At 69.7% G+C, this 26787-nt stretch carries 28 protein-coding genes and 2 pseudogenes; 14 read left to right on the forward strand and 16 right to left on the reverse strand.

The genetic code is table 11. The features are described 5' to 3' along the window. Positions 1–2 precede the first annotated feature (2 nt). The 3 genes from ACYVBN_RS10015 to ACYVBN_RS10025 all read left to right on the forward strand — a co-directional run bounded on the left by ACYVBN_RS10015 (position 3) and on the right by ACYVBN_RS10025 (position 2487). Entirely contained in the window at positions 3–1394 is a 1392-nt protein-coding gene (locus ACYVBN_RS10015) for a tryptophan-rich sensory protein (protein ID WP_460600386.1), read from the forward strand. Between the two features lie 48 nt (positions 1395–1442). Then, positions 1443–1964, forward strand: a complete 522-nt coding sequence (locus tag ACYVBN_RS10020; protein ID WP_460600387.1) for a MarR family winged helix-turn-helix transcriptional regulator — start codon at positions 1443–1445, stop codon at positions 1962–1964. Between the two features lie 268 nt (positions 1965–2232). Continuing rightward, positions 2233–2487 (forward strand): hypothetical protein, encoded by a 255-nt coding sequence (locus ACYVBN_RS10025; protein WP_460600388.1) that lies wholly within the window; start codon positions 2233–2235, stop codon positions 2485–2487. 30 nt (positions 2488–2517) lie between these two features. Here the strand turns inward: ACYVBN_RS10025 and rocD are convergent, their stop codons facing one another. From rocD to ACYVBN_RS10045, 4 genes are all read right to left on the reverse strand, one after another. Then, a complete protein-coding gene (rocD, locus tag ACYVBN_RS10030) occupies positions 2518–3771 on the reverse strand; it encodes a PLP-dependent aminotransferase family protein (protein WP_460600389.1) in 1254 nt (417 codons plus the stop codon). A gap of 178 nt (positions 3772–3949) precedes the next feature. Further along, positions 3950–4423, reverse strand: a complete 474-nt coding sequence (locus ACYVBN_RS10035) for an Hsp20/alpha crystallin family protein (protein ID WP_460600390.1) — start codon at positions 4421–4423, stop codon at positions 3950–3952. A 141-nt stretch (positions 4424–4564) separates the two neighbouring features. Then, the gene (locus tag ACYVBN_RS10040) at positions 4565–5530 is read right to left on the reverse strand and encodes a GNAT family N-acetyltransferase (protein ID WP_460600391.1); all 966 of its coding nucleotides are present in this window, start codon (positions 5528–5530) and stop codon (positions 4565–4567) included. A 112-nt stretch (positions 5531–5642) separates the two neighbouring features. Beyond that, positions 5643–5999 carry a metalloregulator ArsR/SmtB family transcription factor gene (locus tag ACYVBN_RS10045; RefSeq protein WP_460600392.1) on the reverse strand — a complete coding sequence of 119 codons (357 nt, stop codon included), beginning with the start codon at positions 5997–5999 and terminating at the stop codon, positions 5643–5645. 86 nt (positions 6000–6085) lie between these two features. On the opposite strand from ACYVBN_RS10045, the gene arsM reads away from it, so the two are divergent. Both arsM and arsB read left to right on the forward strand, forming a co-directional pair. Continuing rightward, positions 6086–6898: a class I SAM-dependent methyltransferase gene (gene arsM / locus ACYVBN_RS10050; protein WP_460600393.1), complete on the forward strand. Its 813-nt coding sequence runs from the start codon at positions 6086–6088 to the stop codon at positions 6896–6898. A gap of 106 nt (positions 6899–7004) precedes the next feature. Then, positions 7005–8006, forward strand: a complete 1002-nt coding sequence (arsB, locus tag ACYVBN_RS10055) for an ACR3 family arsenite efflux transporter (RefSeq protein ID WP_460600843.1) — start codon at positions 7005–7007, stop codon at positions 8004–8006. Between the two features lie 60 nt (positions 8007–8066). Here the strand turns inward: arsB and ACYVBN_RS10060 are convergent, their stop codons facing one another. Both ACYVBN_RS10060 and ACYVBN_RS10065 read right to left on the reverse strand, forming a co-directional pair. Continuing rightward, positions 8067–9830, reverse strand: a complete 1764-nt coding sequence (locus ACYVBN_RS10060; RefSeq protein WP_460600394.1) for an HNH endonuclease signature motif containing protein — start codon at positions 9828–9830, stop codon at positions 8067–8069. Positions 9831–10073: 243 nt separating this feature from the next. Then, on the reverse strand, positions 10074–10280 hold the full coding sequence (locus ACYVBN_RS10065) for a hypothetical protein (RefSeq protein WP_460600395.1): 207 nt from the start codon (positions 10278–10280) through the stop codon (positions 10074–10076). On the opposite strand from ACYVBN_RS10065, the gene ACYVBN_RS10070 reads away from it, so the two are divergent. Together ACYVBN_RS10070 and ACYVBN_RS10075 are read left to right on the forward strand one after the other, a co-directional pair. Further along, entirely contained in the window at positions 10252–12477 is a 2226-nt protein-coding gene (locus ACYVBN_RS10070; RefSeq protein WP_460600396.1) for a heavy metal translocating P-type ATPase, read from the forward strand. The genes ACYVBN_RS10065 and ACYVBN_RS10070 overlap by 29 nt on opposite strands. A 79-nt stretch (positions 12478–12556) precedes the next feature. After that, positions 12557–13099, forward strand: coding sequence for a DUF2231 domain-containing protein (locus ACYVBN_RS10075; protein WP_460600397.1), 543 nt, complete (start codon positions 12557–12559; stop codon positions 13097–13099). 19 nt (positions 13100–13118) lie between these two features. On the opposite strand, the gene ACYVBN_RS10080 is transcribed toward ACYVBN_RS10075, so the two are convergent. Together ACYVBN_RS10080 and ACYVBN_RS10085 are read right to left on the reverse strand one after the other, a co-directional pair. Beyond that, positions 13119–13754, reverse strand: a complete 636-nt coding sequence (locus ACYVBN_RS10080; protein ID WP_460600854.1) for an MDR/zinc-dependent alcohol dehydrogenase-like family protein — start codon at positions 13752–13754, stop codon at positions 13119–13121. Between the two features lie 77 nt (positions 13755–13831). Beyond that, positions 13832–14014, reverse strand: a pseudogene (locus ACYVBN_RS10085) (alcohol dehydrogenase catalytic domain-containing protein); the annotation flags it as partial. Between the two features lie 21 nt (positions 14015–14035). On the opposite strand from ACYVBN_RS10085, the gene ACYVBN_RS10090 reads away from it, so the two are divergent. After that, a complete protein-coding gene (locus ACYVBN_RS10090; protein ID WP_460600398.1) occupies positions 14036–14392 on the forward strand; it encodes a hypothetical protein in 357 nt (118 codons plus the stop codon). Positions 14393–14512: 120 nt separating this feature from the next. Here ACYVBN_RS10090 and ACYVBN_RS10095 read toward each other — a convergent pair whose 3' ends face one another. Then, positions 14513–15235, reverse strand: a complete 723-nt coding sequence (locus ACYVBN_RS10095) for an SDR family NAD(P)-dependent oxidoreductase (RefSeq protein WP_460600399.1) — start codon at positions 15233–15235, stop codon at positions 14513–14515. Between the two features lie 68 nt (positions 15236–15303). Between ACYVBN_RS10095 and ACYVBN_RS10100 the strand changes: the two are divergent. Continuing rightward, positions 15304–15534: pseudogene (locus ACYVBN_RS10100) on the forward strand (helix-turn-helix domain-containing protein); the annotation flags it as partial. A gap of 75 nt (positions 15535–15609) precedes the next feature. Continuing rightward, the gene (locus ACYVBN_RS10105; RefSeq protein WP_460600844.1) at positions 15610–16113 is read left to right on the forward strand and encodes an MmyB family transcriptional regulator; all 504 of its coding nucleotides are present in this window, start codon (positions 15610–15612) and stop codon (positions 16111–16113) included. A gap of 61 nt (positions 16114–16174) precedes the next feature. Here the strand turns inward: ACYVBN_RS10105 and ACYVBN_RS10110 are convergent, their stop codons facing one another. Beyond that, complete coding sequence (locus tag ACYVBN_RS10110; RefSeq protein ID WP_460600400.1) at positions 16175–16801, reverse strand: TetR/AcrR family transcriptional regulator; 627 nt, start codon at positions 16799–16801, stop codon at positions 16175–16177. 111 nt (positions 16802–16912) lie between these two features. Here ACYVBN_RS10110 and ACYVBN_RS10115 point away from each other — a divergent pair, with 111 nt between their 5' ends. After that, the gene (locus tag ACYVBN_RS10115; RefSeq protein ID WP_460600401.1) at positions 16913–17935 is read left to right on the forward strand and encodes an aldo-keto reductase family protein; all 1023 of its coding nucleotides are present in this window, start codon (positions 16913–16915) and stop codon (positions 17933–17935) included. 307 nt (positions 17936–18242) lie between these two features. Here the strand turns inward: ACYVBN_RS10115 and ACYVBN_RS10120 are convergent, their stop codons facing one another. After that, positions 18243–19166 (reverse strand): AraC family transcriptional regulator, encoded by a 924-nt coding sequence (locus ACYVBN_RS10120; RefSeq protein WP_460600402.1) that lies wholly within the window; start codon positions 19164–19166, stop codon positions 18243–18245. 97 nt (positions 19167–19263) lie between these two features. On the opposite strand from ACYVBN_RS10120, the gene ACYVBN_RS10125 reads away from it, so the two are divergent. Continuing rightward, positions 19264–20190, forward strand: a complete 927-nt coding sequence (locus ACYVBN_RS10125; RefSeq protein ID WP_460600403.1) for an NADP-dependent oxidoreductase — start codon at positions 19264–19266, stop codon at positions 20188–20190. A gap of 128 nt (positions 20191–20318) precedes the next feature. Here the strand turns inward: ACYVBN_RS10125 and ACYVBN_RS10130 are convergent, their stop codons facing one another. From ACYVBN_RS10130 to ACYVBN_RS10150, 5 genes are all read right to left on the reverse strand, one after another. Next, entirely contained in the window at positions 20319–21053 is a 735-nt protein-coding gene (locus tag ACYVBN_RS10130; protein ID WP_460600404.1) for a GAF and ANTAR domain-containing protein, read from the reverse strand. Between the two features lie 65 nt (positions 21054–21118). Beyond that, positions 21119–21649 carry a hypothetical protein gene (locus tag ACYVBN_RS10135; protein WP_460600405.1) on the reverse strand — a complete coding sequence of 177 codons (531 nt, stop codon included), beginning with the start codon at positions 21647–21649 and terminating at the stop codon, positions 21119–21121. A 38-nt stretch (positions 21650–21687) separates the two neighbouring features. After that, positions 21688–22509: an alpha/beta fold hydrolase gene (locus ACYVBN_RS10140; RefSeq protein ID WP_460600406.1), complete on the reverse strand. Its 822-nt coding sequence runs from the start codon at positions 22507–22509 to the stop codon at positions 21688–21690. Positions 22510–22646: 137 nt separating this feature from the next. Beyond that, positions 22647–24257: a SpoIIE family protein phosphatase gene (locus ACYVBN_RS10145; protein ID WP_460600407.1), complete on the reverse strand. Its 1611-nt coding sequence runs from the start codon at positions 24255–24257 to the stop codon at positions 22647–22649. A gap of 57 nt (positions 24258–24314) precedes the next feature. Then, positions 24315–25088: a GAF and ANTAR domain-containing protein gene (locus tag ACYVBN_RS10150; RefSeq protein WP_460600408.1), complete on the reverse strand. Its 774-nt coding sequence runs from the start codon at positions 25086–25088 to the stop codon at positions 24315–24317. A 211-nt stretch (positions 25089–25299) separates the two neighbouring features. Between ACYVBN_RS10150 and ACYVBN_RS10155 the strand changes: the two genes are divergently transcribed. Together ACYVBN_RS10155 and ACYVBN_RS10160 are read left to right on the forward strand one after the other, a co-directional pair. Continuing rightward, positions 25300–26325: a helix-turn-helix transcriptional regulator gene (locus ACYVBN_RS10155; RefSeq protein WP_460600409.1), complete on the forward strand. Its 1026-nt coding sequence runs from the start codon at positions 25300–25302 to the stop codon at positions 26323–26325. Between the two features lie 33 nt (positions 26326–26358). Continuing rightward, the gene (locus ACYVBN_RS10160; protein WP_460600410.1) at positions 26359–26634 is read left to right on the forward strand and encodes a hypothetical protein; all 276 of its coding nucleotides are present in this window, start codon (positions 26359–26361) and stop codon (positions 26632–26634) included. Positions 26635–26787 lie beyond the last annotated feature (153 nt).

Consider the following 26787-nt stretch of genomic DNA (forward strand, 5'->3'; position numbering starts at 1 on the left):
CCATGGCACTCGTGCTGGTCACCGGCGCGACCGGTTACATCGGCGGACAGCTCGTTCCGGAACTGCTGCAGCGGGGGCACACGGTCCGCGTGCTCACCCGTCATACGTCCGGACTCAGCGGGCAGTCGTGGTCGGGACAGGTCGAGGTGGTCGAGGGTGACGCGTCCCGCGCGGCCGACTGCCGTCGCGCGCTGGACGGGGTCGAGACGGCCTACTACCTGCTGCACTCGATGGACGGCCGGGGCGACTTCCGGCGGCGCGACCGGGCGATGGCGCAGACCTTCGCCGACGCGGCGGCCGACGCCGGGATCGCCCGGGTGGTCTACCTCAGCGGGCTGCACCCCGAAGGTGAGCTCTCGGACCACCTGGCGTCCCGGGTCGAGGTCGGGCGGGTCTTCCTGGACGGTCCGATCCCGGCCGTGGTGCTGCAGGCCGGTGTGGTGCTGGGCAACGGGTCCGCATCGTTCGACATGCTGCGGCACCTGACCGAGCGGCTGCCGGCGATGGTGGCGCCGCGCTGGGTCGACAACCGGATCCAGCCGGTCGCGGTCGCGGACGTGGTGCACTACCTGGCCGGCGCGGCGGAGCTGCCCGCCGACACCAACCGCACCTTCGACATCGGCGGCCCGGAGGTGCTGACCTACGCGCAGATGATGCAGCGGTATGCCCAGATCGTCGGCCTGCGGCCACGACGGATCATCAGCGTGCCGGTGCTGACGCCCCGGCTGGCCGGATTGTGGGTCGAGGTCGTCACGCCGATCTCCGCGGGGATCGCCCGGCCGCTGGTCGGCAGCCTGGTGCACGACGCGATCTGCCAGGAGGACGACGTGCTCGACGCGATCGGGCCGCCCCCGCGGGGCCGGACCGGCTTCGCCGACGCGATCCGGGCGGCGGTCACCGACCTGGAGCCGCACCGGTGGATCCGCACGCTGGCCCGCACGTCGGCGGTCGTCGGCACGGCCGCGGTCGCCGGTTCGCTGCTGACCACACCGGATTCGCCGTGGTACCGCCGGCTGGACAAGCCCGCCTGGCAGCCGCCGCCGGCGGCGTTCCCCACCGTGTGGACGCTGCTGTACGCCACCACGGCGGTGGCCACCGCCCGCAGCAGCGCGGAGCTCGCCGAAACCGGCCACCCGGCCCGGAGCCGGCAACTGGAGCAGGCGCTGGCGGCCAACATGGTGCTCAACGCCGGCTGGACCGCGCTGTTCTTCCGGGGCCACCGACCCTGGCCGGCGGCCGTCGAATGCGCTGTCCTCACTGCCAGTTCGGCCGACCTGGCCCGCCGGGCGGGCGCCACGGGCCGGGGAAAGGCAGCCGGCATCGGGCTGTATGCCGGGTGGTGCCTCTTCGCCACCGCGCTGACCGGGTCGATCGCGCGCCGCAACAGCCGGTAGCCGAGTTAGGGCGCCTATGGATCAGGCCGCCACCGATACGATGCAGGGATGAGCACGGTCGGCGATCCAGCGCAGCTCGGCCGGGAGATCGGCCAGCAGCTGCGCAGGTTGTTGCAGGTCGCCCCGGCCGTGCACGGGCAGCTGGCGTCCCGGGTGGGCGTCGGTGTCACCGATCTGCTGGCGCTGGACCACATCACCTCCGGCTCAAGCCCCATGGGTGTCGGCGATCTCTCGCGTCTGCTCGGCATCCGCTCGGCCTCGGCGACCGTGCTGGTCGATCGCCTGGTCACCAGCGGTCACGTGACGCGCGGTGCCCACCCCCACGACGGCCGGCGCACCAGCCTGAACCCCACACCGTCCGCATACGACGACGTCCGCACCGCCCTCGGGCCGCTCATCGCCGACATCAATCGGATCACCGGCGAGTTGACGACCGACCAGGCGAGCGTCGTGCTGGACTTCCTGACCCGGATCACCGCCGCGCTCGCCGATTTCGCCGAGGACCACGTGCCGGCCGACGCGACCGGCCGGCGCCGACAGCAGGAGCAGAACCCTGATGAACACCGGTGAACAGCGAGCGGAGGACGCGCTGGTCGCGTCTGACGTCACGCACCGGAGGCGCTGCGGGCCCGGCACCGTGACGGCCGACCTCGCCGCGAGCGGGCGGATGTGTCGGGCGTCGACCTGTCGCCGCGGATGATCGCCGATGCGCACCGGCTGCATCCGGGGTGTCACTTCGAGGTCGACTCGTGGACCGAGCTCGAGCTGCCGCCGGCGTCGCACGGCGGGATCCTGGCGTGGTCGTCGCCGTTCAACCTGCCATGCGTTGGTGCCGCCGGTGCTCGCGCACAGTGCCCGGGCACTGCGGCCGGGCGGGCAGTTCATCCTCGCGACGCACGTCGGCGACGAAGACGTGCGGCGCACGCAGGCGTATGGCGACGTGCCGGTCTCCTGGACCACGCACCGCTGGCAGCCGGAGCCGCTGGTGGCGATGCTGTGCACGGCCGGGCTGCGACCGACCGCACAGCTGCAGCTCAGCCCGCAGGACGACGCCGGACGGGCCGTCGTGCTGGCTGCCCAGCGCGACGAGTGAGCCGGCGACGCAGCTGCTTCGCGGCGCCGTTCAGCCCGCGCCGGTGACGACCGCCTCCAGTAGCTCGAGCATCCACTCCAGGTCGGCCTCGTCGATCACGAGCGGCGGCGCGAGCCGCACCGTCGAGCCGTGGGTCTCCTTCGCCAGGACACCGCGGGCGGCGAGTCGTTCGCACAGCTCCCGGCCGGTCATCAGCGCGGGGTCGACGTCGACGCCGGCCCACAGTCCGCGGGTGCGCACGGCGAGCACCCCGCGGCCGATGAGTGCCCGCAGACCGTCACCGAGCCGCTCGCCGAGTCTCGCTGCGCGCGTTTGGTATTCACCGGTGGCGAGCAGATCCACGACCGCGTGGCCGACGGCGGCGGCCAGCGGGTTGCCGCCGAAGGTCGAGCCGTGGTTTCCCGGGTGTATGACGCCCAGGACGTCGCGGTCGGCGACGATCGCCGAGATCGGGACGATGCCACCGCCCAGCGCCTTGCCGAGGACGTAGATGTCGGGGACGACACCCTCCAGGTCGCAGGCGAACGTCGTGCCGGTGCGGCCGAGCCCGGACTGGATCTCGTCGGCGACGAAGAGCACCCGGTGCCGGGTGGTCAGCTCGCGCACGCCACGCAGGAATCCGTCCGGCGGGATGATCACGCCGCCCTCGCCCTGGATCGGCTCCATCAGGACGGCGGCGGTGTCGTCGTCGACGGCCGCTTCGAGCGCGGCGAGGTCACCGTACGGCACGGAGCGGAAGCCCGGCGCGAACGGTCCGAAGCCGTCGCGCGCACCCGGATCGTCGGAGAAGCCGACGATTGTCGTGGTGCGGCCGTGGAAATTCCCTTGTGCGACAACGATGTTCGCTTGATCCGCCGGAACGCCCTTGACGTCATACGCCCATTTGCGCGAGACCTTGATCGCGGTCTCGACCGCTTCGGCGCCGGTGTTCATCGGCAGCACCATGTCCTTACCGGCCAGCGCGGCGAGCGCCCGGCCGAACGGCCCGAGCTCTGCGTTGTGGAAGGCCCGGCTGGTCAGTGTCACCCGGTCCAGTTGGGCGTGCGCGACCGCCAGGAGCGCCGGGTGACCGTGGCCGAAGTTGAGTGCCGAGTAGCCGGCGAGGCAGTCCAGGTAGCGCTTGCCGTCCAGGTCGGTCACCCAGGCGCCCGACGCCTCGGCGACCACCACGGGCAATGGGTGATAGTTGTGTGCGATGTAGGCGGCGTCAACCTCTATCGCCGCAGCGTTCTCGGCGTTCGACGCCGCGGTGGGCGTCCGGTCCGGCTCGGTCTCCGTCGACATGGTGGTCCTTTCCGTCGCCTGTACGCGCTCGCGGGAGCGTCCCCACCCAGCATGGCGGATCAACGACGGTGGCCGGGCGGGACTCGGACGACATACGAGAGGACGAGATCGGGCCGTGACACCCTGCCGAGTCCCGCCCGGCCATCGGACTATGTGCGAATCACTCTGTCAGCTCTACTCATTCGCCTCCTTCCGCCGTGGTCCGGGACTGCTCCGAGGTCGTCGCCACCAGTTTCTGGTCACTGTCCCGGCCGTGTGCGACGCGGATCTGGCGCGGCTTGGCACGCTCGTGCACCGGGATCGTCAAGTTGAGCACACCGTTGTCGTAGCTGGCGGTGATCCGTTCGGTGTCGATGTCGTCACCGAGACTGATCTGACGCCGATAGACGCCGGCGAAGCGTTCGCTGGTGAGCCACTGCACGTCGTTCTCCGGCGGCGGCGTCCGGTGCGCGGTCAACGTCAGCACACCGCGGTCGACATTGACGTCGATGCTGCCGGGATCCATGCCGGGCAGGTCGGCGTGCAGCACGTAGTTGTCGTCCATGCGATAGAGGTCGATCGGCATGAACTGCGGCGACCGGGCGGAGCCGGCCCGCATGCCCAGCAGATTGCGGGCAAGAGCGTCGAAGTCAGAAAGCGAGTCAGAGCGCATAGCAACCTCCAACAAGATCCAGGGCTGCCTACCGATCACCCGGAGGCAACCGACCACGAATTCCTACGAACCAAAAGTTAGCACTCTCCAATCGAGAGTGCCAGATCCAACACAGAACATTTTCGGCCGGCGAAGCCGGGTTCACCCGAGTGCCGCGGCCAGGTTCACCCAGGTGCCGGTGACCTGCATGCCGAGCCCGGTGTAGAGCCCGAGCGCACCGGTCCGGGAGTCGGTCGACAGCTCGCACCCGGTGGCGCCCCGGGCGAGACCGAGAGCGAAGACGTCGGCCAGCAGCGCGCGGGCGAGCCCCTGACCACGCGCGTCGGACCGTACGGCGAGCCGGTCGACATACAGCGCACCGGTGTTGGTGTCGATGATCGAGAACACCGCTCCCACGACGTCGTCACCGTCCGGCGTCTCCCGGCACACGATGCGCATGTGCCAGTCGGCGAAGCCGGGACGCTCGTAGGTCTGCGCGGTGAAGTCGGCGTAGGACGCCTTCTGCCGGACGGACCACTCGAGGAAGGCGTCCTCGATCACGTCGTATGCCGCAGCCCGGTCCGGTCCCGACACGGCGTTCCGGAGATGCACACCATCGGGCAAGCGCGGCTGCTGCAGCCGGACGTCCGGCGGCAGGCGCAGGGTCCAGGAGGTCCAGCGCTCGGCGAAGCCGAGGCTGCGCAGCAGGCGCTCCCCGTCGGAACCGCGCGGCACCGGCATACCGACGGCCGTCGCCCCGGCGGCCCTGGCCCGAGTGCACACCCAACGCGCCAGGGCGGTGCCCACACCCCTTGTGCGGTATGCCGGTCGGACCGTCGCGTCGTAGCGGTCGGCCCCCGGGTACTCGGCGTATGCCGCGAGCTCGCCGTGCGGGGTGAACACGCCGACGGTGCTGGCGACCACGTCGAAGGAGGGTCGTTGCCAGTCTCCGACGATGTCGGCCTCCTCGACGGCGACCTCGCCGGTGTCGTGCAGCTGGGAAGCAGCCATCGCCGCGGCGACCTGCGCGGCATCGGCCATTCGCAGCGTGCGCACCTGCCAGCCCGCGAATGTGGCCGGCTCCAGCCCGAGCCCGTCGAAGTCGGCGGTGGCGCGCTCGATCGTCATTCGTTGATCGTCGCCGGTGCGCCGCACGAATGCAGCCGAATTTCGGTCGAGGGGCGCCGCGGTCGGCCCGGCAGGAGCTCCCGCAGCGTGTGCCGACGAGTCTCTTGGGCGACTAGTCGAGGCTGACCGCGCGTCGCAGGGCCTCGAACGCGTCAGGGACGAGCCGGAAGTAGGCCCACTTGCCGCGCTGTTCGCGGGTCACCAGGCCGGCCTCGGCGAGCAGCCGCATGTGGTGCGACACGGTGGGCTGGCTCAGCCCGACCGGGTCGGTCAGCTCGCAGAGGCACGCCTCGGCGCTTTCGGCGGCCGCGATGAGCGACACCAACCGGACACGGGTGGGGTCGGCCAATGCCTTGAACACCCGGGCCAGTTGTTGCGCGGACTCGTCGTCAAGGATGCCGCCGGTCAGCGGTGAGCAGCAGGCTGCGATCCCTACCGGCGTGATCGGCAGCTCGGCCCTGGTGCTCATGGCGACCATGATAGGTGACACATTGACGACCGTCGATATGTCGTGCACGATGTGTCGCATCGAAGTTCTTCAATAGGAGATGGATCATGGCCGACCTCACCCACGAGACCCGCGAGCAGGTGCGCGCCCGGTATGCCGCTGCGGCGACTGCTGTGACCCGCGGTGATCGCAACGCCCTGGACGTGGTCGACGCCGACCAGTCGTGTGGCGCGCCGACCGACAACGCGTCCTGCTGCGGCGGGACAGGCGAGGTCGACGACGCCTTCGGCGCGGCGTTGTACTCGGCCGACGAGCAGGGTGAGCTGCCGGCCGAAGCGGTCGCGGCATCACTGGGCTGTGGCAACCCGATGATGGTCGCCGAGCTGCACGCGGGCGAAAAGGTCCTCGACCTCGGTTCCGGCGGAGGCATCGACGTGCTGCTGTCCGCACGTCGGGTCGGACCCACCGGGCACGCGTACGGCGTGGACATGACCGACGAGATGCTCGATCTGGCCAACGCGAACAAGGCCAAGGCCGGTGCCCGCAATGTGGAGTTCCTCAAGGGCACCATCGAGGACGTCCCGCTGCCCGACGGGGCGGTGGACGTGGTGATCTCCAACTGCGTGATCAACCTGTCGACCGACAAGCCGGCCGTGCTCGCCGAAATGTTCCGCGTCCTGACGCCGGGTGGGCGGATCGGGATCTCCGACGTCGTCGCCGAGGACCACCTCACCCCGGCCGACCGGGCCGAGCGCGGCTCGTATGTCGGGTGCATCGCCGGCGCACTGTCCCGCAGCGAATACCTGGACGGACTGTCGGCTGCTGGGTTCACCGGCGCCGAGGTCACGTTCACCCACCAGGCCGCCGACGGCATGCACTCCGCGTTGATCCGCGCCGTCAAAACGGCCGCCGGGGCATGACACCGTGACCGACGCGCACACTGCCGAGCCGGCCACCGCCGACGCACAACTGCTGGCGAGACTGTCGACCCTCGACCGGTTCCTACCGCTCTGGATCGGCGCCGCCATGGTGGCCGGGCTGCTGCTCGGCCGAGTCGTTCCCGGTCTGGACACCGCGCTGAGCGCGGTCGCCGTGCAGGGAGTGTCGTTGCCGATCGCGCTCGGGCTGCTGATCATGATGTATCCCGTGCTGGCCAGGGTTCGTTACGACCGGCTGAACGTCGTCACCGGCGACAGGCGCATGCTGGCCACCTCGCTGGTGCTGAATTGGGTGGTCGGCCCGCTGCTGATGTTCACTCTCGCCTGGGTGTTCCTGCCCAACCTGCCGCCATACCGGACCGGGCTGATCCTCGTCGGCCTCGCCCGCTGCATCGCCATGGTGATCATCTGGAACGACTTGGCCGGCGGGCACCGGGAAGCAGCCGCCGTGCTCGTGGCCGTCAACTCGCTGTTCCAGGTGATCGCGTTCGCGGCCCTCGGCTGGTTCTACCTTTCCGTGCTGCCCGGCTGGCTCGGTCTGCAGCAGGAGCACCTGAACGTGTCCGCGTGGCACATCGCGGCCTCCGTGCTGGTGTTCCTCGGGGTTCCGCTGCTCGCGGGGTTCCTCACCCGCCGGTATGGCGAACGCGCCAGGGGCCGGGCGTGGTACGAGCAGACGTTCCTGCCCCGCATCGGCCCGTGGGCGCTGTACGGGTTGCTGTTCACGATCGTGATCCTGTTCGCTCTGCAAGGCCATCAGCTCACTGATCACCCGCTCGACGTCGCCCGGATCGCGGTCCCGCTACTGGTCTACTTCGCGGTGATGTGGGGCGGTGGGTTCGCGCTCGGCACGGCCGTCGGACTGCCCTATGACCGGACTGCCACGCTGGCGTTCACTGCTGCGGGCAATAACTTCGAACTGGCCATCGCCGTGGCGATCGCCACCTTCGGCGTCACCTCCGGGCAGGCCCTCGCCGGAGTCGTCGGACCGCTCATCGAGGTGCCGGCCCTGGTCGGCCTGGTGTACGTCGCGCTGACCCTGCGGTCTCGCTTCAGCACCGATCGCCATACCGCGCCGAACGGCGCATGACCGCCACCGAGCCCACTGTCGCCGCTTCATCTGTGTCGCCGCGGCCGGCGGATCGGGCGCCTATTCGCCGGGGGTGGTGACGTAGGTGCGGCCGGTCGGGCTGGTCCAGGTGCAGATGCCCAGGGGCGTCATGACGACGGACCAGCCGTGGGCTTGCTTGGTGCGGTGGTGGTGTCGACAAAGGCATTGCAGGTTGGCAGCCGAGGTCGGGCCCAGCGGCCAGGGATCGACGTGGTCGAGGTCGCACCACCGCGCCGCGCGCGTGCAGCCGGGAAAGCGGCAGTGCCCGTCCCGTGTCCGGACGAAGTGCTGCAGCCGTGCGCTCGGCCGGTAACGCGCCTCGCAGGTCTCGAGCGTGATCCCGGTGCCGGCGTCAACCAGCGCACGGGTCATGGTCGTCCCGAACGAACGCGACATCGCCTCGATCACGGCTGCGGGGATGACGCCGATGCCGGGCACCGTCGCATCACCGAGCCGCGCCGCCGTGGCCCGGGGCTCTCGCGCGGTGTCGACCGGCTGGGCATCGGCCGGTTCGGTGGCATTCGGTGGAATGTCGGCCGGTCGGAGGTCGTCGGGTGGTCGCCATCGGCCCGCGGAGTCGCTCGGGTCGTCGAGCTCCCAGTCCGCGCAACCGCCGGGGTCGGGCGGGTAGAGCCGTTTGAGCAGATCGTTGAATTCGCGGTCGATGGTGTCCTGTGACTTCACCACCGGGCCGGCGGACCACGCCGGGCTCGGGGCGGGACACCCGGATGCGAAGCCGGTCAGCCCGGTGACGGGGTGTGCGAACGCGCCGGAACCCCCGGATTCACCGTCGAACGGCGGCCGGGAGCCGGTGTGGACCGGGATCTGGACGACCAGGTGGGTGGTGACGGTGGCGTTGGCCAGGACCAGGTCGGCCAGGGCGTCGGTGCGGCACTCGGCCAGCGTCTTGTCGGTGGTGGTGTCGGCGTGCAGATCGCGCGCGTGCCGGTCGACCGCGGTCATGACCTTCGCGGCCACCGCGGCGGGGACGATCGCGTGCAGGTGCGACAGGCCGGGTTCTTCGTCCGGATGCGCGAACACGCCGACCCGGTCACGGCGGCGCGCGGCGGCGGCACGGTCGGCAGCCACCGGGTCCATCGACGACAGGATGCGGGCGGTGCGGTGTTGCACCTGGCGGGCGGACTGCCTCGCCAGCAGATCCACGCCGGCCTGCTCGACCGCAGCAGCCTGCGCATCGGTGGTGCCCGGTGCATCGGCATCGTCCCCTTCGCCCAGCAACGCAGCTTCGACGGTGCGCGACCCGTCGAGGGTCGCAGGTGTGCCGTCCTCGACAGTCCCGCGGAACACGCGGCCGAGGGCGCGGTGCACGGCGGCGAGCTTGGCGGGTTCGAGGTCACCGGTGCCGACCCGGCCGAACAACCTGGGCGTGCGGGTGATCGCCTCGGTGGCTTCCTGGACTCTGGCGCGGGCGTGGCCGGTGGTCCAGCCCAGTCGAGGACCGATGTCGGCGCCGATGAATTCGGCCTGGAAGGACCCGATGGAGTGGCGGACCTGCGGGTCGCGGAACCCGCGCGGGTCCCGCGAGTCCGGCCTGCACGTGTCCTCGATCGCCCCGGCCTGGGCGAGACGGGCGGACTGCAGCGCCCACACCGTGTTGAGCACGCGTTGCGCGAGCACGACCTGGTCGATCAGGTCGTCCCGGGTCAAGCCAAGGGCGTCGGTCCGCGAGTCCTGGAATGCGGCCGCCAGCAGCCCGAACGCGGCGTCGAGCTTCTCGGCGGCGGTCGAGTCCGCAGCCGAGAGCCCACCCCGTTCGGGCGCTTCATCGGCTGGCTGGTTCATGTATCCATGGTATCTGTGTTCGACACATTACGGAAGGCCTGACGACAATCAAATACCCTGCAAGTGAAGATTCTCCAGGCTGAATATGCCGACATGCAGGCGATTCTTTCCTCCAGGAAATTGAATACGTTCCTGCGGCCACCCCCGGGCACCGAGCGGTTCTCCTCGCGCCGACTGGTCCGTGCGCGCTCGCTTCACCCGGGCGGCGATCGCCATACGATTCGGCCACACTTGGGAATACCCCTATGGGGTATATGGTTGTGTCGTGTCCGGGCAGATCGTCCGCATGCGGCGATGGCCGAGGACAATGGAGACGAAGGAGGCGCTCATGAGCACGGATGCCAGCACGAGCGCGACGACGACATCACCAGGCACGGCGGAGCCGATCGGCGGCACCGATGTCGAGTTGCTGCTGACCGGGATGACCTGCGCATCGTGCGCCAACCGCATCGAACGCAAGCTCAACAAGCTCGACGGAGTGAAGGCCACGGTCAACTACGCGACCGAGAAGGCCAAGGTCACGTATGCCGACAACGTCACCACCGAGGACCTGGTCGCAACGGTCGAGGCCGCCGGATACGGCGCGACCCTCCCGAAACCGCCGCTGGCCGCACGCGACACCGCCGACGCCTCCGACGCAACGGCACTGGACGACGCCGACGACTCCCCCGCTACCGCGGCCCTGCGCGATCTGCGCACCCGGCTGATCGTCTCCGCGCTGCTGTCCGTGCCGGTCATCGCGATGGCGATGGTGCCGGCACTGCAGTTCGACAACTGGCAGTGGCTGTCCCTCACGCTGGCCGCCCCGGTCGTCGTATGGGGCGCGTTGCCCTTCCACCGGGCGACCTGGACCAACCTGCGGCACGGCGCCGCCACCATGGACACCCTCGTATCCCTCGGCACGACAGCGGCATTCGCCTGGTCGGTCTACGCGCTCTTCTGGGGCGACGCCGGTATGCCGGGGATGCGCCACCCATTCGAGCTGACCATCCAACGCAGCGACGGCACGTCCAACATCTACTTCGAGGCAGCAGCCGGCGTCATCACCTTCATCCTGCTGGGCCGCTATCTGGAGCACCGCTCCAAGCGCAACGCCGGTGCGGCACTGCGAGCGCTGCTCGATCTCGGCGCACGCGACGTCGCCGTGCTGCGCGACGGCACCGAACAACGGATCCCGGTGTCCTCGTTGGTCGTTGACGACCGCTTCGTCGTCCGCCCCGGCGAGAAGATCGCCGCCGACGGCGTGGTCGAGGAGGGCCGCTCGGCGGTCGACGCGTCGATGCTGACCGGCGAATCGATCCCGGTCGACGTCTCCGCCGGCGACATGGTCGTCGGTGCGACGGTCAACGCCTCCGGCCGCCTGGTGGTGCGCGCCGCCCGCGTCGGTGCCGACAGCCAGCTGGCGCAGATGGCGCGGTTGGTGGAGGACGCGCAGACCGGCAAGGCCGCCGTGCAGCGGCTCGCCGACCGCATCTCCGGAGTCTTCGTGCCGGTCGTGATCGCCGTAGCAGTGGGCGTTTTCGTCTTCTGGCTGGCCACCGGCGCGGGTGCGGCGGGTGCGCTGACCGCCGCCGTCGCCGTGCTGATCGTCGCCTGCCCGTGTGCGCTCGGCCTGGCCACCCCGACCGCGCTGATGGTCGGCACCGGACGCGGCGCGCAGCTCGGCATACTCATCAAGGGACCGGAGGTGCTGGAGCAGACCCGGACGGTCGACACCATCGTGCTGGACAAGACCGGCACGGTGACCACCGGCGAGATGACCCTTGCCGCCACGCACATCGCCGACGGCGAGGACCCTGCGCAGGTGCTGCGGCTGGCAGGAGCACTCGAGGACGCCTCCGAACACCCGATCGCGCGCGCGATCGCCGACGCGGCCCGGGAGGCCGGCGAGCTGGGTGCCGTCGAGGACTTCGCCAATGTCGAGGGCCTCGGCGTGCAGGGCATCGTCGACGGCCACGCTGTGCTCGTCGGCCGGCCGCAGCTGCTGGAGCAGTGGTCGGAAGGTGGTCTCGGCGAGTTGCAGAATGCGTTCGACGAGGCGCAGGACCGCGGCCAGACGGCGGTTGCCGTCGGCTGGGACGGCCGCGCCCGCGCGGTGCTGGTGGTCGCCGATCGGGTGAAGGACAGCTCCGCCGAGGCGATCTCGCAACTGCGCGGACTCGGGCTGCGCCCCATCCTGCTCACCGGCGACAACGAGCGGGTCGCCCGGACCGTGGCGGGACAGGTCGGCATTGACGCAGCCGACGTCTTCGCCGAGGTGCTGCCGGCCGACAAGGTCGACGTCGTCACCCGGTTACAGTCCGAGGGCCGGGTGGTCGCGATGGTCGGCGACGGCGTCAACGACGCGGCCGCACTGGCCCAGGCGGATCTCGGCCTGGCGATGGGCACCGGCACCGACGTGGCGATCGAGGCCGGCGACATCACCCTGGTCCGCGGCGACCTCCGGGTGGCGGCGGACGCCATCCGCCTCTCCCGCCGCACCCTCGCCGTCATCAAGAGCAACCTGTTCTGGGCCTTCGGCTACAACGTCGTGGCGATCCCGGTCGCCGCGGCCGGCCTGCTCAATCCGATGCTCGCCGGCGCCGCGATGGCGTTCTCGTCGGTGTCCGTGGTCACCAACAGCCTGCGGTTGCGGGCCTTTCGCTGACGGACGGGGACGCCGGCAGCCGGTTTCGCTGCCCGCTCCAGGGGTATGGCGTGAGCAGTCAGGCGTCAGGAGAGGCTTCATGAGTTCGGCAAATCCGTTGGTACGACTTACAACTGCGCTCGAAAGCAACGATGGCCTCGATCAGGTCGTGAAGGTCGTCGCGCCGCTGAGTGCAGCGCTGGTCATCTCGCCGACCCGGCGAGACCTGTTGCAGGGCAAGTGGCTCGGCCATGCGGTGCATCCGGCGCTGACCATGGCGCCGCTGGGCATGTGGATCTCCGCGAGCACGCTGGACGTGTTCGCCGGCCGGCACGCCGCACCGGCCGCGCGCCGGCTGGTCGGGCTCGGCTTGCTGGCCGCCTGGCCCACCGCGCTGACCGGCCTCGCCGAACTGGCACACGCCGGCCGCCGCGAGCAGCGGATCGGGGTCGTCCATGCCTTGACGAACGCCACCGGGATCGCGTTGTTCTGCGCGTCATATCGGGCGCGCAGGCGCAGTCATCGCGGCCGCGGCGCGATGATCGGGCTCGCCGGGCTGACGTGTGTCGGCGCCGGCGGCTACTTCGGCGGCCACCTGGCGTCGGTGCGCAAGATGTCGAGCGTCAACCCGGGCTTCTCGTAGGTCGACGTAGCCCCGGCCTTCAGCGCGGTGGGTCGAGCGTGACGACGACTTTGGTTGCGGAGACTCCCTCGCGTTGCACGTCGAGGGCGCGCTGGATGTCGTGGAGACCGACGCCGACAACCCGCGGCTCCGGAAGCGCTCGGTAGGTGCCGGCGGGCAGCGCAGCAGGTAGGAAGTCGCCGAAGATGATGTCGCTGACCTCGTTGTTCTTGAGGGAGGTGCCCCAGATGTATTTCAAGGTGACGCCACGGGCACGGGCACGCAACTGCAGGACAACGTTCGAGGAGATGAGCCGCGACACTGTGCGAAGCACGGTGAACCGGGTGCGGTGTTCGGGGGCGAGACCCTCGAAGGAGACCGGTGGCGTCGCGATGGAGATGAATTTGCGGCCCCGGCCCTGGGCGAGGATTCTGGCGCATCCGTTTGCGCTGGTGGCGCCGATGGCGATCGCGCCTGCGACCGTGCGATCAGCAAGATCGGCGGCGATGTCGTCGATGACGGTGGCGCTCTTGTAGTCGAAGGTTCGCGTCGCCCCAAGCGATTGCACGTAGGCGAAGTTGCGCGGTGAACAGGTGGTGACAACGTCGTAGCCGGCCGCGACCGCAAGCTGGATGGCTTGCGTGCCGACGCTGGTGGAGCCGCCCCAGATGAGCACCGTGGCGCCGGTCCGATGACGACGGTGTAGTGCTGGAACGCGCCCTCGGCGGCGCTGTTGCTGTCTTTGTCGGTGCCCACGGCGGTGCCGATGACACGGTCGCCGACAGCGAAGCGGGTCACGCCAGCACCGACCTCGACCACGTCGCCGGCGAGGTCGGCGCCCAGGACGGTCGGGTAGCGCAGCCATCGATACGAAAGCCTGCCGGCGACCTGGATGATCCAGTCGACCGGGTTGACCGCCACGGCGCGCACGCGCACGACGAGCTGACCCTCGCCGGGGTGGGGATACGGATCCGCGCATTCGCGCCGGCCGTGCGCGCGCTGATCGAATCATCCCCTGAACTGCGCGAACGCGACCTCGCGAAGATGGCGGCAGTCAGTGACGCGTTGACCGAAGGACTTACACGGCGTGACATCCCTGAGCGGCAAGCGGTGCTCGCCTCGCGGCTGGCTGTGCTCGCCTTCGACATCGCGTGGCAGGACTGGATAGACCACCCGCGGGACCACTTCGATGACGTCATGCAGCGTGCCGTGCAGCACACCCGGGACGTGCTCGGCGACGCCCCGCGGGCGCCGCTACCGATGGGGGGCGAGGAGCGGCCCCGGCTGGCACTGCGGCGAAACGCCCCTGGCTGACGCCGCACTGCGCGACTGGGGCGCCGAGGCCGCAGCGCCCTGCAGCTTCGAGCCGGCGGCGAACTGGGCGAAGGGTTCACCGTCGTCCAGTTCGCCGTCCGTGCAGTGGCCGAGCCTCGGTCACCAGGGTGCGACGCTGTCGTCGTAGGAGAACATCAGCCCACTGGGGCCGTCATCAGGCAGCGTCGCGAGTCGAACTGCAGCGGAGGCGGCCTCGCCCGGATCACCGCCGGCGGCGGCCGCGATCGGGTTGAGATTCGTCGCGCGCAGTCCCGGCGCGAGCGCGTTGACCTTGATCCCCTCGTCGGCGAGGGCGTGCGCGTAGAAGACGGTCAGCGCGTTGAGCGCCGTCTTCGAAGACCGGTACGCCGCACCACGACCGGCGCCCGCGGCGCGGAAGTCGAACTGCGGATTGGGTCCGGTGCTCCACGTCAGCGAGCCGGTGCCGCTGGAGAGATTGACGATCCGCGGACGCGCCGAGCGACGCAACGCTGGAAGGAAGGCGTTGGTGACGGCGACTACACCGAAGACATTGGTCTCGTAAGTTCGCCGGAACACGTCGGTGTCGACGTCAGTGATGACCTCTCCGGTGTCGAGAGAAATGCCGGCGTTGTTGATCAGGACATCGAGGGTGTCGACGGCCTCGGCTGCTGCGGCAATGCTGGCGGCCTGGGTGACGTCCAGCCGCAACGCTCGACCGCCGACCTCGTCGGCGGTGTGCTTGCCACGTTCGCCGTCGCGGGCGCCGATCAGCACCGTCCAGCCCAGGCTGACGAGTTGTCGTGCGATCTCTCGGCCGATTCCGCTGGTTGCTCCGGTCACGAGTGCAGTAGATGATCTCATGAGACGTACTGTTCGCGTGGAGCGCAGCACTAACCAGGCCCCGTCCGTACCACCCGGAAGGCAACGCTATGTCGACAGCCCAGCTGGCTCGGTTCTTGCGCGGACGGCGCGCCCTCTTGCGTCAGCCGGCGACGAGTCATCGCCGGCGCCGCACGCCGGGGCTGCGTCGGGAGGAGGTCGCGGAGCGTGCGAACATTTCGGTGGATTACTACGTTCGGCTGGAGCAGGCGCGAGGTGCTACGCCGTCGCCGCGGGTGCTGGATGCGCTCAGTTCCGCACTGGAACTCGATGCGGCGGACCGCGTTCGGTTGTTCGCGCTGGCGAGGAGCATGCCGACTCCGCCGCGACTGGTCCCCCGCGAGGTACGCCCGCACGTGACTGCGCTACTGGGCCGACTGCCTCGCACAGCCGCCATTGTCACGGCCGCGACGTATGACGTCATTGCCAGCAACCCACTCGCCGATGCGCTGTTCGCCGGTCTGGCCGGCGAGCCGAACCTCGCACGCAACTATTTCCTGCGCGGCCGGCACTGGACTTCTGCCAGCGACGACTTCGCCGAAGTCGCCGTGGCACGGCTGCGCGCCGCCGCTACGCGGTATCCCGACGACCCGTCACTGGTACGTCTGCTGGCCGAGCTGGACGCCGGCAGCGAGACCTTCCGCGCGCTCTGGACCACTGACCCGACCCGTATCCCGGGGCATCGCATCAAGACGGTGGATCATCCCGTCGCGGGCCGAGTGACGGTCAACTGCGACGTGCTGCTGGTCGCAGAGGACGACCAGCAGGTCGTTCTCGTCACCGCCGAACCCGGCAGTGAGGACGAGCGTGCGCTGCTCGCCCTCAGTGCGCCGCACGCAGTGCCCCGCGCGGTGACGTGACTTGGTCAGGGTCGAGTGCGCAGGTGTGTGTACCGGAAGAGTCGTCGTTCGGACACGCGAGTCAGGCCCCCTGCTCGTTGTCGCGGATGCCGATCAGGAGCAGACGCGTGAGTCTGCGGGGGTCGTACCGGTTCTCGTCTCCGCCGAACAGGCACAGGTTGCCGATGCCGCGCAGGAGTTCGTAACCGGTGATGTTTGCGGCAATGTCGCCGCTGTCGCGTGCGGCGGCGAGAAGGCGGTCGCAGATGGGGACGAGGCGGTCGAGGAAGTAGCTGTGCAGACCTCCGGCTGAGTCATCCTGGGTGCGGACGCTGGCGAGCCCATGCTTGGTCGCTAGGAAGTCGACGAAGGCGCCGACCCATTCCTGGAGCGCTTCGAACGGCCGCGAGCCTTCGCGAAGCAGCGTCTCACCGAGTTCGAGGCATGCGTCGACCTGGTGGCGGTAGACCGCGGTGACGAGGTCGCTGCGTGTCGGGAAGTGGCGGTAGAGGGTCCCGACCCCGATTCCGGCCTCGGCGGCGATGGTTCGCACTGGGGCATCGATTCCTGATGTTGCGAACACCCGCGCTGCTACGTCGAGCAAAGTCTGTTCGTTGCGGCGCGAGTCGGCACGTCGCGCCCGGCCCGAGGCGGCCCGCTCATGATGCGCGCCGGGGTTGAGACCGGAGGGATCGGCAGCAGGTGTCAAAGAATCTCCTTGATAAACGGAACAATGTTCCGATAAGTTGGTGGAGCGTCGTTCCGGATCGATGATGCCGGACCAGCGCACTCATGGCCACACCCACCCAGGAGATAATTCATGCAATACCGCACACTCGGCGCCACCGGGATCCAGGTCAGTCACTTGGCATTGGGAGCGATGAACTTCGGCCGAATGGGCCGCACGACACAGGCTGAGGTCGACGTGCTCGTTCGCAGCGCGCTCGATGCGGGGATCAACCTCGTGGACACCGCCGACGTCTACAGCGGCGGCGAATCCGAGCAACTGCTCGGCACTGCCCTTCGCGGCCACCGCGACGAAGTCGTGCTGGCGACCAAGGCCGGACTGCCGATGGATGACGGGGTCGGGCATAAAGGCGCATCCCGGCGCTGGCTGGTCACCGCCCTCGACGCCTGCCTGCACCGCCTCCAAGTGGACCACATCGACCTTTTCCAAATTCACCGGTGGGACCCTGCCACGAGCGATGAGGAAACGCTCGGAGCCCTGACGGATCTGCAGCGCGCGGGCAAGATTCGCTACTTCGGCACCTCGACATACCCTGCCTACCGGCTGGTGGAGGCGCAATGGGCCGCAGCCCGGGCCGGAACGGGACGCTTCGTCACCGAGCAGCCCAGTTACTCGATCCTGCAACGCGGCGTCGAGCGGGACGTGCTCCCGGTGGCGCAGCATTACGGGCTCGGGGTGATGGTGTGGAGCCCGCTGGCCTCGGGATGGCTTTCCGGTGCGGTGCGCCGTGACAGGGACGTGACCACCCATCGTTCGGCGTTCATGCCGCAGCGCTTCGACCTCGCGGAGCCAGTCAACCAAGCGCGGATGGACGCCGTCGAGAAGCTCACGTCCCTGGCAGATCAGGCCGGCCTGACCCTCATCCAGCTCGCCTTGGCATTCGCTACGTCCCACCCCGGCGTGAGTAGCGCCCTGATCGGGCCGCGCACCGTCGGCCACCTCACCTCACAGCTGGCGGCCGCCGACACCGTGCTGAACAGCGACGTCCTCGACGCGATCGACCAGATCGTCGCAGCCGGCACCGACCTAGCTCCGGGCGAGAAGAACGATGCTCCACCGGCGCTTCTCGACCCGGCACTGCGCCGCACACGCTGACGGAAGGCAAGCCAATGATTGAGCTGACCGTCGACTCAGGCTTCATCGGTGGCCTGCCGGTCATGACAGAACGAAGGCGACGTCGGTGACCTGCCCGACGCAGGATCCCACACGCTCCGACATACCTCGACACCATGCGCATCCGCGACGACACCGATTGCACTCCTGCGCTGGACAGCAAGCACGCCAATGCTGACTACATCGGCTGGCAACGCAACGGGCATCCTCGCTGACGATCGCCACTGCCGCTCGTGGCGGCGCGGGCGTCACGGACGGAAGCGCCGTACGAGAGGCGCTGACTCACGGGTCACGAGGCTTCGGCACGCCCCGGAGCATGTTGCGCACGCCAGCGGCCCGGCGCGACACCGACCCGGCGCTTGAACGCTGACGCGAACGAGAACTCCGAGCCGTAGCCGACCGACCGTGCGATCGCGGCGAGACCGTCATCGGTGTCCCGCAACCGCTCCTTGGCCAGTGCGACGCGCCACTGTGCCAGATACTGTAACGGCGGCACGCCAACAACCTCAGTGAACCGGCGGGCGAAGCTGGAGCGTGACAACGCCACGGTCTTGGCCAGCTCGCCGACCGTCCACGGACGCGCCGGGTCGGCGTGCAGCGCGCGCAGCGCGTCACCGAGCGCCGGCTCCTCCATGGCGCGGAACCAGCCGGGCACGTCGTCGGCTTCCCGGAACCACACACGCAGTGCTTGCACCAACGCAACGTCGAGGAGTCGGTCGAGCAACGCCTGCTGACCCGGCCCGTCGCTGCCCATCTCACTGACAAGCAGGTCGATCGTCACCCGCAACGGACTGCCGGCGAGCGGCCGCAGCCGGACCAGGTCCGGTAACGCGTCGATCAGCGGGCGTGACAGGTCCCCGTCGAACAGATACGCCCCGCAACAGAAGTCAGCCGCCGCGTTACCGACGAACGGACCCGCCCGCAGCGACACGCCATCGGCGTCGAGCAGCGACGCGAACGGCACAGTTGGTCGGCCGGGTGAAGAGGCCAGATGATGCGGGCTGGCACGTAACAGCAGCACGTCCCCTCCGAGCACACGTGTCGACCGGCACGGGTCATCGGTCCACGCGAACATCTCTCCCTCGACGATCGCGTGAATTGCCAAGGCTCCGCTGACGGGGAACTGCACGCCCCAATCACCGCTGAGGCGAGACCGCGAGAACGCGGCCCCGCGCGCCCGGGACCGTTGAAGCATGTCACTGAGAACGTCCATCACGCTGGACGATGGCACAAATATTTGCCTTTTTCAATTATGGTGAGTCCTACATCGTGGATGTTGACTCAATGTCATGACTACCGATACGGAATCCATGAAGGCCGTCCGCTATGACCACTTCGGTGGGCTCGACGTCCTCCACATACGTGACGTGCTCATTCCCCGCCCTGCCCCCGAAGAGGTGATCGTCCGAGTACACGCGACCGGGATCAACCCGGGCGAGACCGCACTGCGCACCGGCGCGCTGGCGGCGATGTTTCCGTCCGCGTTCCCATCCGGGCAGGGCAGCGATCTCGCCGGCGTCATCAGCGAACTCGGGGCAGGCGTGACCGGCTGGCAGGTCGGCGACGCGGTCATCGGCTGGGTCGACACTCGCTCCAGCCATGCCGAGTACGCCGCCGTGCCCATCACCAACCTGGTCCCCAAGCCCTCACTGGTGCCATGGACGGTCGGTGGCGCGCTGTTCGTCGCAGGCAGCACCGCATGGTCGGCGGTGCGCGCAGTTGACCCCGGTCATGGCGACACCGTCGTCGTGTCTGGCGCTGCAGGCGGGGTCGGCAGTCTGGCTGCACAGCTCGCGGTCGAACGCGGCGCCACGGTGCTCGGACTGGCCGGCGCGGCCAACCACGCGTGGCTGGAAGATCAAGGCGTCATTCCCGTTGACTACGCCGGCGGGGCGGACGCGACCCTCGCCCGAATCCGCGACAACGCCCCCGGTGGTGTGGCCGCCTTCATCGACACCTTCGGCCAAGCGTACGTCGACCTTGCCGTTGAACTAGGCGTCTCACCCAGGCGGATCAACACGATCATCGACTTCGCCGCCGCAGAGCGCTTCGGAACCCGCACCGCAGGCAGTGCCGACGGCGCGAACACTGCTGATATGCGCGAACTGGTCACCCGACTTGCCGACGGACGCCTGCAACTCCCGATCGCAGCGACCTACTCTCTCGCCGAAGTACGACAGGCGTACGCGGTCCTCGAACAGCGCCATACCCGGGGAAAGATCGTCCTGCTGCCGTGACCGATCGCCGGTCCGCCGCCCACGGGTGGCGGCGGACTGGCGAGCAGCGGAAGGTTCTGCTCCACGCGGAAGCCACCGAGCCGAGAATCTCGCGAACCATCTGCCCTACGTCGGCGCGGGCTGGACGGTCAGTGCGGCAACTGTCCGGTCGTCTTGACGTCGTCGGCGACGTCCTTCAGCTTGCGGTTGAGCCGGTTGCTGGTTGCCCGCAGCATGGCGAACGCGGTGTCCTCGGTGACGGCATTTGTCTTCATCAGGATGCCGATGGCGGCGCCGATGTGACGGCTGGTGGCCAGCGCCGTACCCAGGGATTCGGCCTCGTGGGTGCTGTCGGCATGCGCCATCAACACCGCCGCGTGGCTGGCGAAGAGCGCTCCGGCGGTGACCGCATCGCTGTCGAGCGCGTCGGGCCTCGCGGCATACAAATTCAGCGCGGAGCGCAGCGGTCCGCTCGACAGGTGGAAGGACAGGGCACTGCGCACCTTCGTCGCCGTCAGCGCTGCGGTGACGAAGTTCGGCCAGCGACTCTCCGCCCGCAGATCGGGGCTCCACGCCGGGGAATCGGTCGTCGCCGCGGTCAGGCACGGCCCCTCGCCGGCGGCATACTGCAGGTGGTCGACCTCCTGTGGCACGCTGCCACTGCTCGCCAGCGTCCGTGGCAGCGATCGGTCCGGCCACGCGGTGATCGCCGCCCAGTCACAGCCGTCGATGAACTCGACGGCCAAATCCACCAGCTGTTGCTGCGCCGCACCGATGTCGCCGGTGCTGGTCAGCTTCTCGTGCAGATCACGGAACTGCAGCGCGACGAGGTGCGCCGGATCAGGCGTCGAGTCGGTCATCCGCATGGCCTCCCTGGCACTCACAGCCGAAACCTCCCGTGTCGACGTCAGGATGCACTCCCATCGTCAAGTCTGGCACCGAAACCTGCTTAGCGGAGCAGGGTGGCCGGCCCGCTCTGCAGCACGCCGCTGCGACCCTCGCCGAACACGTCCGAGGCTGCTGCCGCGTGGAAGGGATCCAACGCCTCGCGCTGGGCGCCCGCACGCCGGACCAGCTCGTCGAAATCGAGGTCCGGGAAACGCGCGCCGAGTCCGGCATACGTCGAGAGCGTGGTCCACAGCGTCTTCTTGCCCTCGATCCCCATGACGAGTGCGTCGAGTTCGAAGAACCGGCTCAGCGGCGAATACCCCCGCAGCCGCCCGTTCAGTTTCAGCCGGCCGAGCCGTTCGGCCACGACGGCGGCACCGGTCTTGAGCCGGTTCGGCGCCACGTCGAGGCGGCGCATGATGTCGGCGAAGGTGTCGACGTCCGCGGCGATGCCGGTCGCGACGCCGTCGAGCGCCCGGCCCAGGTCACTGCCCCGGTTGTTGCGGGCCGAGCGCTGCGCCAACTCACGCCACAGCACTCCGAGGGCGAGCTGGTCGCGCAGGTAGATCGACAGATAGCTGTTCGCGGTCATGCGCTGCGCCCTACCCGTGCGGTATGGCGGGCAACCGCTCAGCGGGTCAGGAACTCGCAGACCGCGTCGTTCCACTCCTCGGTGTGACTGAGCGTCACGCCGTGCGGGCCGCCCTCGATCAGGTGCAACCGGCTGCCGTCGATGGCGGCGTGGGTCCGCTTGCCGGAACCCTCGAACGGGACGAGCGCGTCGGCGTCCCCGTGGATCACCAGGGCCGGCACCGTGACGGCCGCCAGGTCGGCCCGGAAGTCGGTGGTGGCCCACGCTTTCATGCACTCCACCGCCGCGGTCTGGTCGGACTCGGTCGCCTGCCGGAACGCCTCCTGCTGCACCTCCCGGTCGACGGCCAGCGTGCCGTTCGCGGTGAGGAACTGGGTGGTGAAGCCGTCGAAGAACGCGTGCCGGTCGACCTGCAGTGCGGTCAGCATCTCCTGACCCTGCTCCTCGTCGAGCGGCCCGTCCGGGTTCTCCTCGGTCTTGGCCAGGTAGGGCGGGACGGCCGACGCGAAGACGACGCTGCGGACCCGGTCCGCGCCGTACCGGGACAGATAGCGCGCCACCTCGCCGCCGCCCATCGAGAAGCCGACCAGGGACGCGTCGCGCAGGTCCAGCTGCTCCATCAGGTCGTGCAGGTCCGCGGCCAGCGTGTCGTAGTCGTATCCCGTCTCCGGCGTGTCACTGCGGCCGAACCCACGGCGGTCGTAGGTGATCACCCGCACCCCGGCATCGCGCAACGCCGGCAGCTGGGCCGACCACGACTCCCCAGACAGCGGCCAGCCGTGGATCAGTACCACCGGGCGGCCGGTGCCCCCGGAGTCCTCCACGTGCAGTTGCGTGCCGTCCTGGGTGGTCACCGTCATGGTTGCTCCTGTTGAAGTCATGGCTCGGATGCTCCGGCGGTATGCCGGCCCGGCGGGTTTGCCGGCGCGCGTCCTACCGGACCTGCGACATACCCCTTTTGCAGCAGTCGAATTCGCGGTGTGTGGTCGTGGCGGCCCTACTGCTGGTCTGCGATCAGCCCGTCGAGGCCAACGAGTTCGAGGACGTCGCGGGCCGGGCCGGGCGATGCGAGGAGGCTGAGCCGGGTGCCGTGCGCCGCGAACGCCTCCTGGATCTCGAACAGCACCCGCACACCGGCGCTGCCCAGCAGCTCGACCGCGCTCAGGTCGATCGTCAGGGGGTAGAGCCCGCCGCGGGCCGCCTCGGCGATCCGGGCCCGGAAGACCGCCGCGCTGCCGGCGTCGACCGATCCGGTGACGACCACACTGCGGCGCGGCAGGTCCTGGAAGCGCGCGGCGAACGGCTGGGTGTCGTCCCGGGCAGCGCCGCCGGGTTCGGCGCTGTGGGCGAACACCACCGGCACGTGCAGCGGCAACCGGGCCGTCACCGTCGTGCCGGGTGCGGAGCCGGCCCGCGAGGCGTCGCCACCGTGTTCGATGGTCAGGCTCTGCGTCATCTCCTGCACCATCCACAACCCCCGGCCGCTGCTGGCCGACGGTGCCCGGCGCACCCGCCAGGTCCCGTGGTCACTCACCCGCACGGTCAGCACGCCCTGGTCGTCCAGGCTTGCGGCCACCTCCGCACCATCGCCACCACCGTCCGGGTGGGCGTGCTCGACGGCATTGACCAGCAGCTCCTCGACCACCAGCTCCACAGCCTGCTGCTGGTGCTCGGGTGCGCCGAGATCGTCCAGCCAGCCGCGCAGTCCGTCCCGGTACGACCCGGCCATCACATCTTCGGCATCGACGTGCACCTGCCACGGCACCTGCCGCTGCGTCCGCCACTGGACGGCCAGTGCCGTGCCGTCGTCATACCCCTCGCCACCGAGACTTTCCACGGTGCGCCGACACACTCGGTCGACCGCGCGGGCAGGCACGTCCGCGACGGACCATCGGCCGGTGACCGCGTCGGCCACGGTGCGTTCCATCACCTCCCGGTCCTCGTGCAACCGACGACCCGGCCGGCGCACCAGCCCATCGGTGTAGAGCAGCAGCAGCTCGCCGCGGCGCAGCCGGCCGTCCCGCACCGGCGGGTCGGCGGCGGTCACCCCGAGCGGAGCCCCGCCGGTCCGCGCCAGTGGTCGCGCCGACCCCGCGGGTGTCATCACCAGCGGCTCGGGATGACCACAGGTGGCGTAGCGCAACTGTCCGGTGGCGGGGTCCAGGAGGACGGCGCAGAGGGTGGCCGCCCGGGTCGTCCTGGAGCGGCCGGCGGCCCGATCGACCCGGCGCAGCGCGTCCTCGAAGTCGGTGCTGCGCAACCACTCCGCCAGGACGGCCCGCAGCCGGCCCATCGCGGCGGACGCGGTGACCCCGTGACCGGGCAGGTCGCCGACGACGAACGCCACGGTGCCGTCGGGCAACGGGATCGCGTCGAACCAGTCGCCGCCGGAGTTGTGCGCGTCGGCGGCGGCCACCTGGCACGCTGCGACGTCGATCTCGGGCAGCAGCGGCAAGGTGTGCGGCAGGTGCGCCTCCTGCACCCGCAATGCCACGTCCCGGTGTCGCCCCGTCCTCGGCTGCATCTCGACCGGCTCGTCCTCCCGCCCGTGCTGTGCGTCGGTGCGCTCGGGCGCGGTCACATCATCCGGTATGACGTCGTCGGCCACGACACATCACCCCTCCGCTGTCGAGGGTGGTTCGTCACCGACCGCCGGCCGGATGGGTCAGCCGGACGTCACCGTCCCTCGGGCAGCCGCCGGGTCTCGACCAGGCGGCGGGCGACGTCGCGCAGCTTGAGGTTGTGATCCTGCGAGTAGCGGCGCAGCACCTCGAAGGCCTGCTCGGTCGACAAGGCTGTGCCGCTCCATCAGGATCCCCTGCGCCTGACCGATCACCTTGCGGGTGTCGAGCGCCGTGCTCAGGTGGGTCTCCGCCAGCGAGGTCACCAGCGCGACCGCCGCATGGGTGGCGAAGATGGCGGCATACGCCAGGTCGTCGGAGGTGAAGACGACCGGCTCGCACCAGTAGAGGTTGAGCGCACCGAGCCGGCGGCCGTCGGTGTCGCCGAGTTCGGCGGCCAGCAGCGCGCCGATGCCGAGCTGCGCGGCGGCCGGCGCCCACTGCGGCCAGCGCACCTCGACGCGCAGATCCTGGCTGGCCAGCGTGGTGCCGTGCCAGTCGCCGTCGTAGGACGGGCCGTCGCGCAGGTCGCGCTGCAGCTCGTCGGCCCGGGTGACCAGTGGACTCGACGGAGCGATGGTCTCCAGGCGGTCGCGACCCCGGATCAGGGTGAGGCCGCCGTGGTGCGCACCCAGCGCGCCGAGCGCGTGCCCCACCACCTGGTCGGCGGTCTGCTCGGTCGTCTGTGCGGCACCCAGAGATGCGGCCAGTTCGGCGAATTCACGCGGGTCTATGCGAGCACCGGCCGCGCCGTCCGGGACGAGGGCCGGGGTCACGAGTGCCCCGTCATGAGCAGGCGTGATCTCGTCATACGTCATCGGTCGGTTCCCTCTGTCCAATTGGCCACTCGCGAGACAGCGATGGCGCCGACTCGCAGCACCCCATTGCATGGTCCGACCGACTGTCATGACCAGGACACAGAACGCACCGTTGACAGCCCGAAAACGCAAGACCGCGGCGGAAGTCGACGATCCTGATCGCGCCGTGTCGCGGGGACCTGTCCTATCTTTGGTCGCATGAGGTCGCGCCGTGCATAAGGCGATCCTCACCGACTTCGCCACCACCGATCCTGCGCAAGCTCACGCGCTGGTGGCGGAGGCCTACTCCAGCAACCAGTTGCGGGTCAGCGGGAGCACCGCCGGCTTCCGCTTCGGCCAGCGTCGGCACGACCTCGGCGAGGTCCGCCTGGACCGCTTCCACAACACGATGACGACGCAATACTCCATGGAGCCACTGGGTTGCCTGGTCGTATGCCGCATGGTGCGCGGCACCATGGACATCGCCGTGGACGGCTGCGAGCAGCGTCTGGGTTCCGGTCAGACCGTGCTGGTCGCACCGCCCCACCTCGGCTACCGCACGCGGGTCCATGGGACCGAACTGGAGCTGATCGGCGTCGACCTATCACTGCTGGACCGACTGGTGACCGAGGACGACGACGAACCGATCAGGCAGCGGATCGGTCGCCTGGTCATCGACCCGCTGCTGCCGCCGACAGCCGTCGCGTGGCAGCGCGCGGTCACCCACGTGACCGAACTGGCCGCCGCGGACGACGTCGCCGCCGCCAGCCCGCTGGTGCTGAGTGCAGCAGGCGATCTGCTGGCGGCAACGTTGCTGGCCACGTTCGACCCGCTCACCGCGCAGCACCACACCGGCTCCACCGCACCGTCGTCCGGTTCGCGCGACACCGTCCGACGCGCCGACGCCTACCTGGAGAGCAACCCCGACCTCGACCTCGGTGTCGCGGACATCGCCCGTGCCTGCCACGTCTCGGTGCGCGCGCTGCAGGCGGCATACCGACGAGAACTGGACACGACGCCGATGGCGCGGCTACGCCGGATCCGGCTGGACCGGGTGCGCACCGAACTCGCCGCGGCCGACCCGCACTCGGGGGTCACGGTCGGTGCCGTCGCCGGCCGGTGGGGCTTCACCCACCGAGTCGCTTCGCCGCGCACTACCGGGCGGCTTACGGAGAGCAGCCGAGTACGACGCTGCGCAGCTGAGCCGTCACCGCATGGGGCGGCGCCGGCCCGGGTAGCCCGTCGAGCGCACGGATGATCCCCAGCTGATCCCATCGAGAAGAGGTCTGAGATGAATGCACCCCAGGACACCCCCGAGGAGCAGGGCGACACCTACCGCGCCAAGGTCGACGAGCAGGACGGCGGGCCCGGCTCGCACGACGCCGACGGCGGCGACGTCAACGACGTCGCCAGTGGCGGGGTCAGCCAGCGGCGGAACGAAGACGACCGGACGGACGACCGGACGGACGGGTCGGCCGAGCCGTCTCGCGACGGCAGCGTCGACCAGGACGAGGACTGGGTCGACGACCGGATTGGGGAGGCGGACGCCCCGGAGGACACCGACTGAACGAGCCCGGCGGTGATCTCACCGCCCCCAGGGCAGACATCGGCACACCCCGACCCCGACACCCGTACCAAACCCTCCCCAGGGTCGAGAAACGACCAGGTATGCCGGCCGACGCCGTACCAAAGTCTCCCCAGGGCAGACATCGGCACACCC

Source organism: Flexivirga lutea (genome assembly GCF_054778955.1).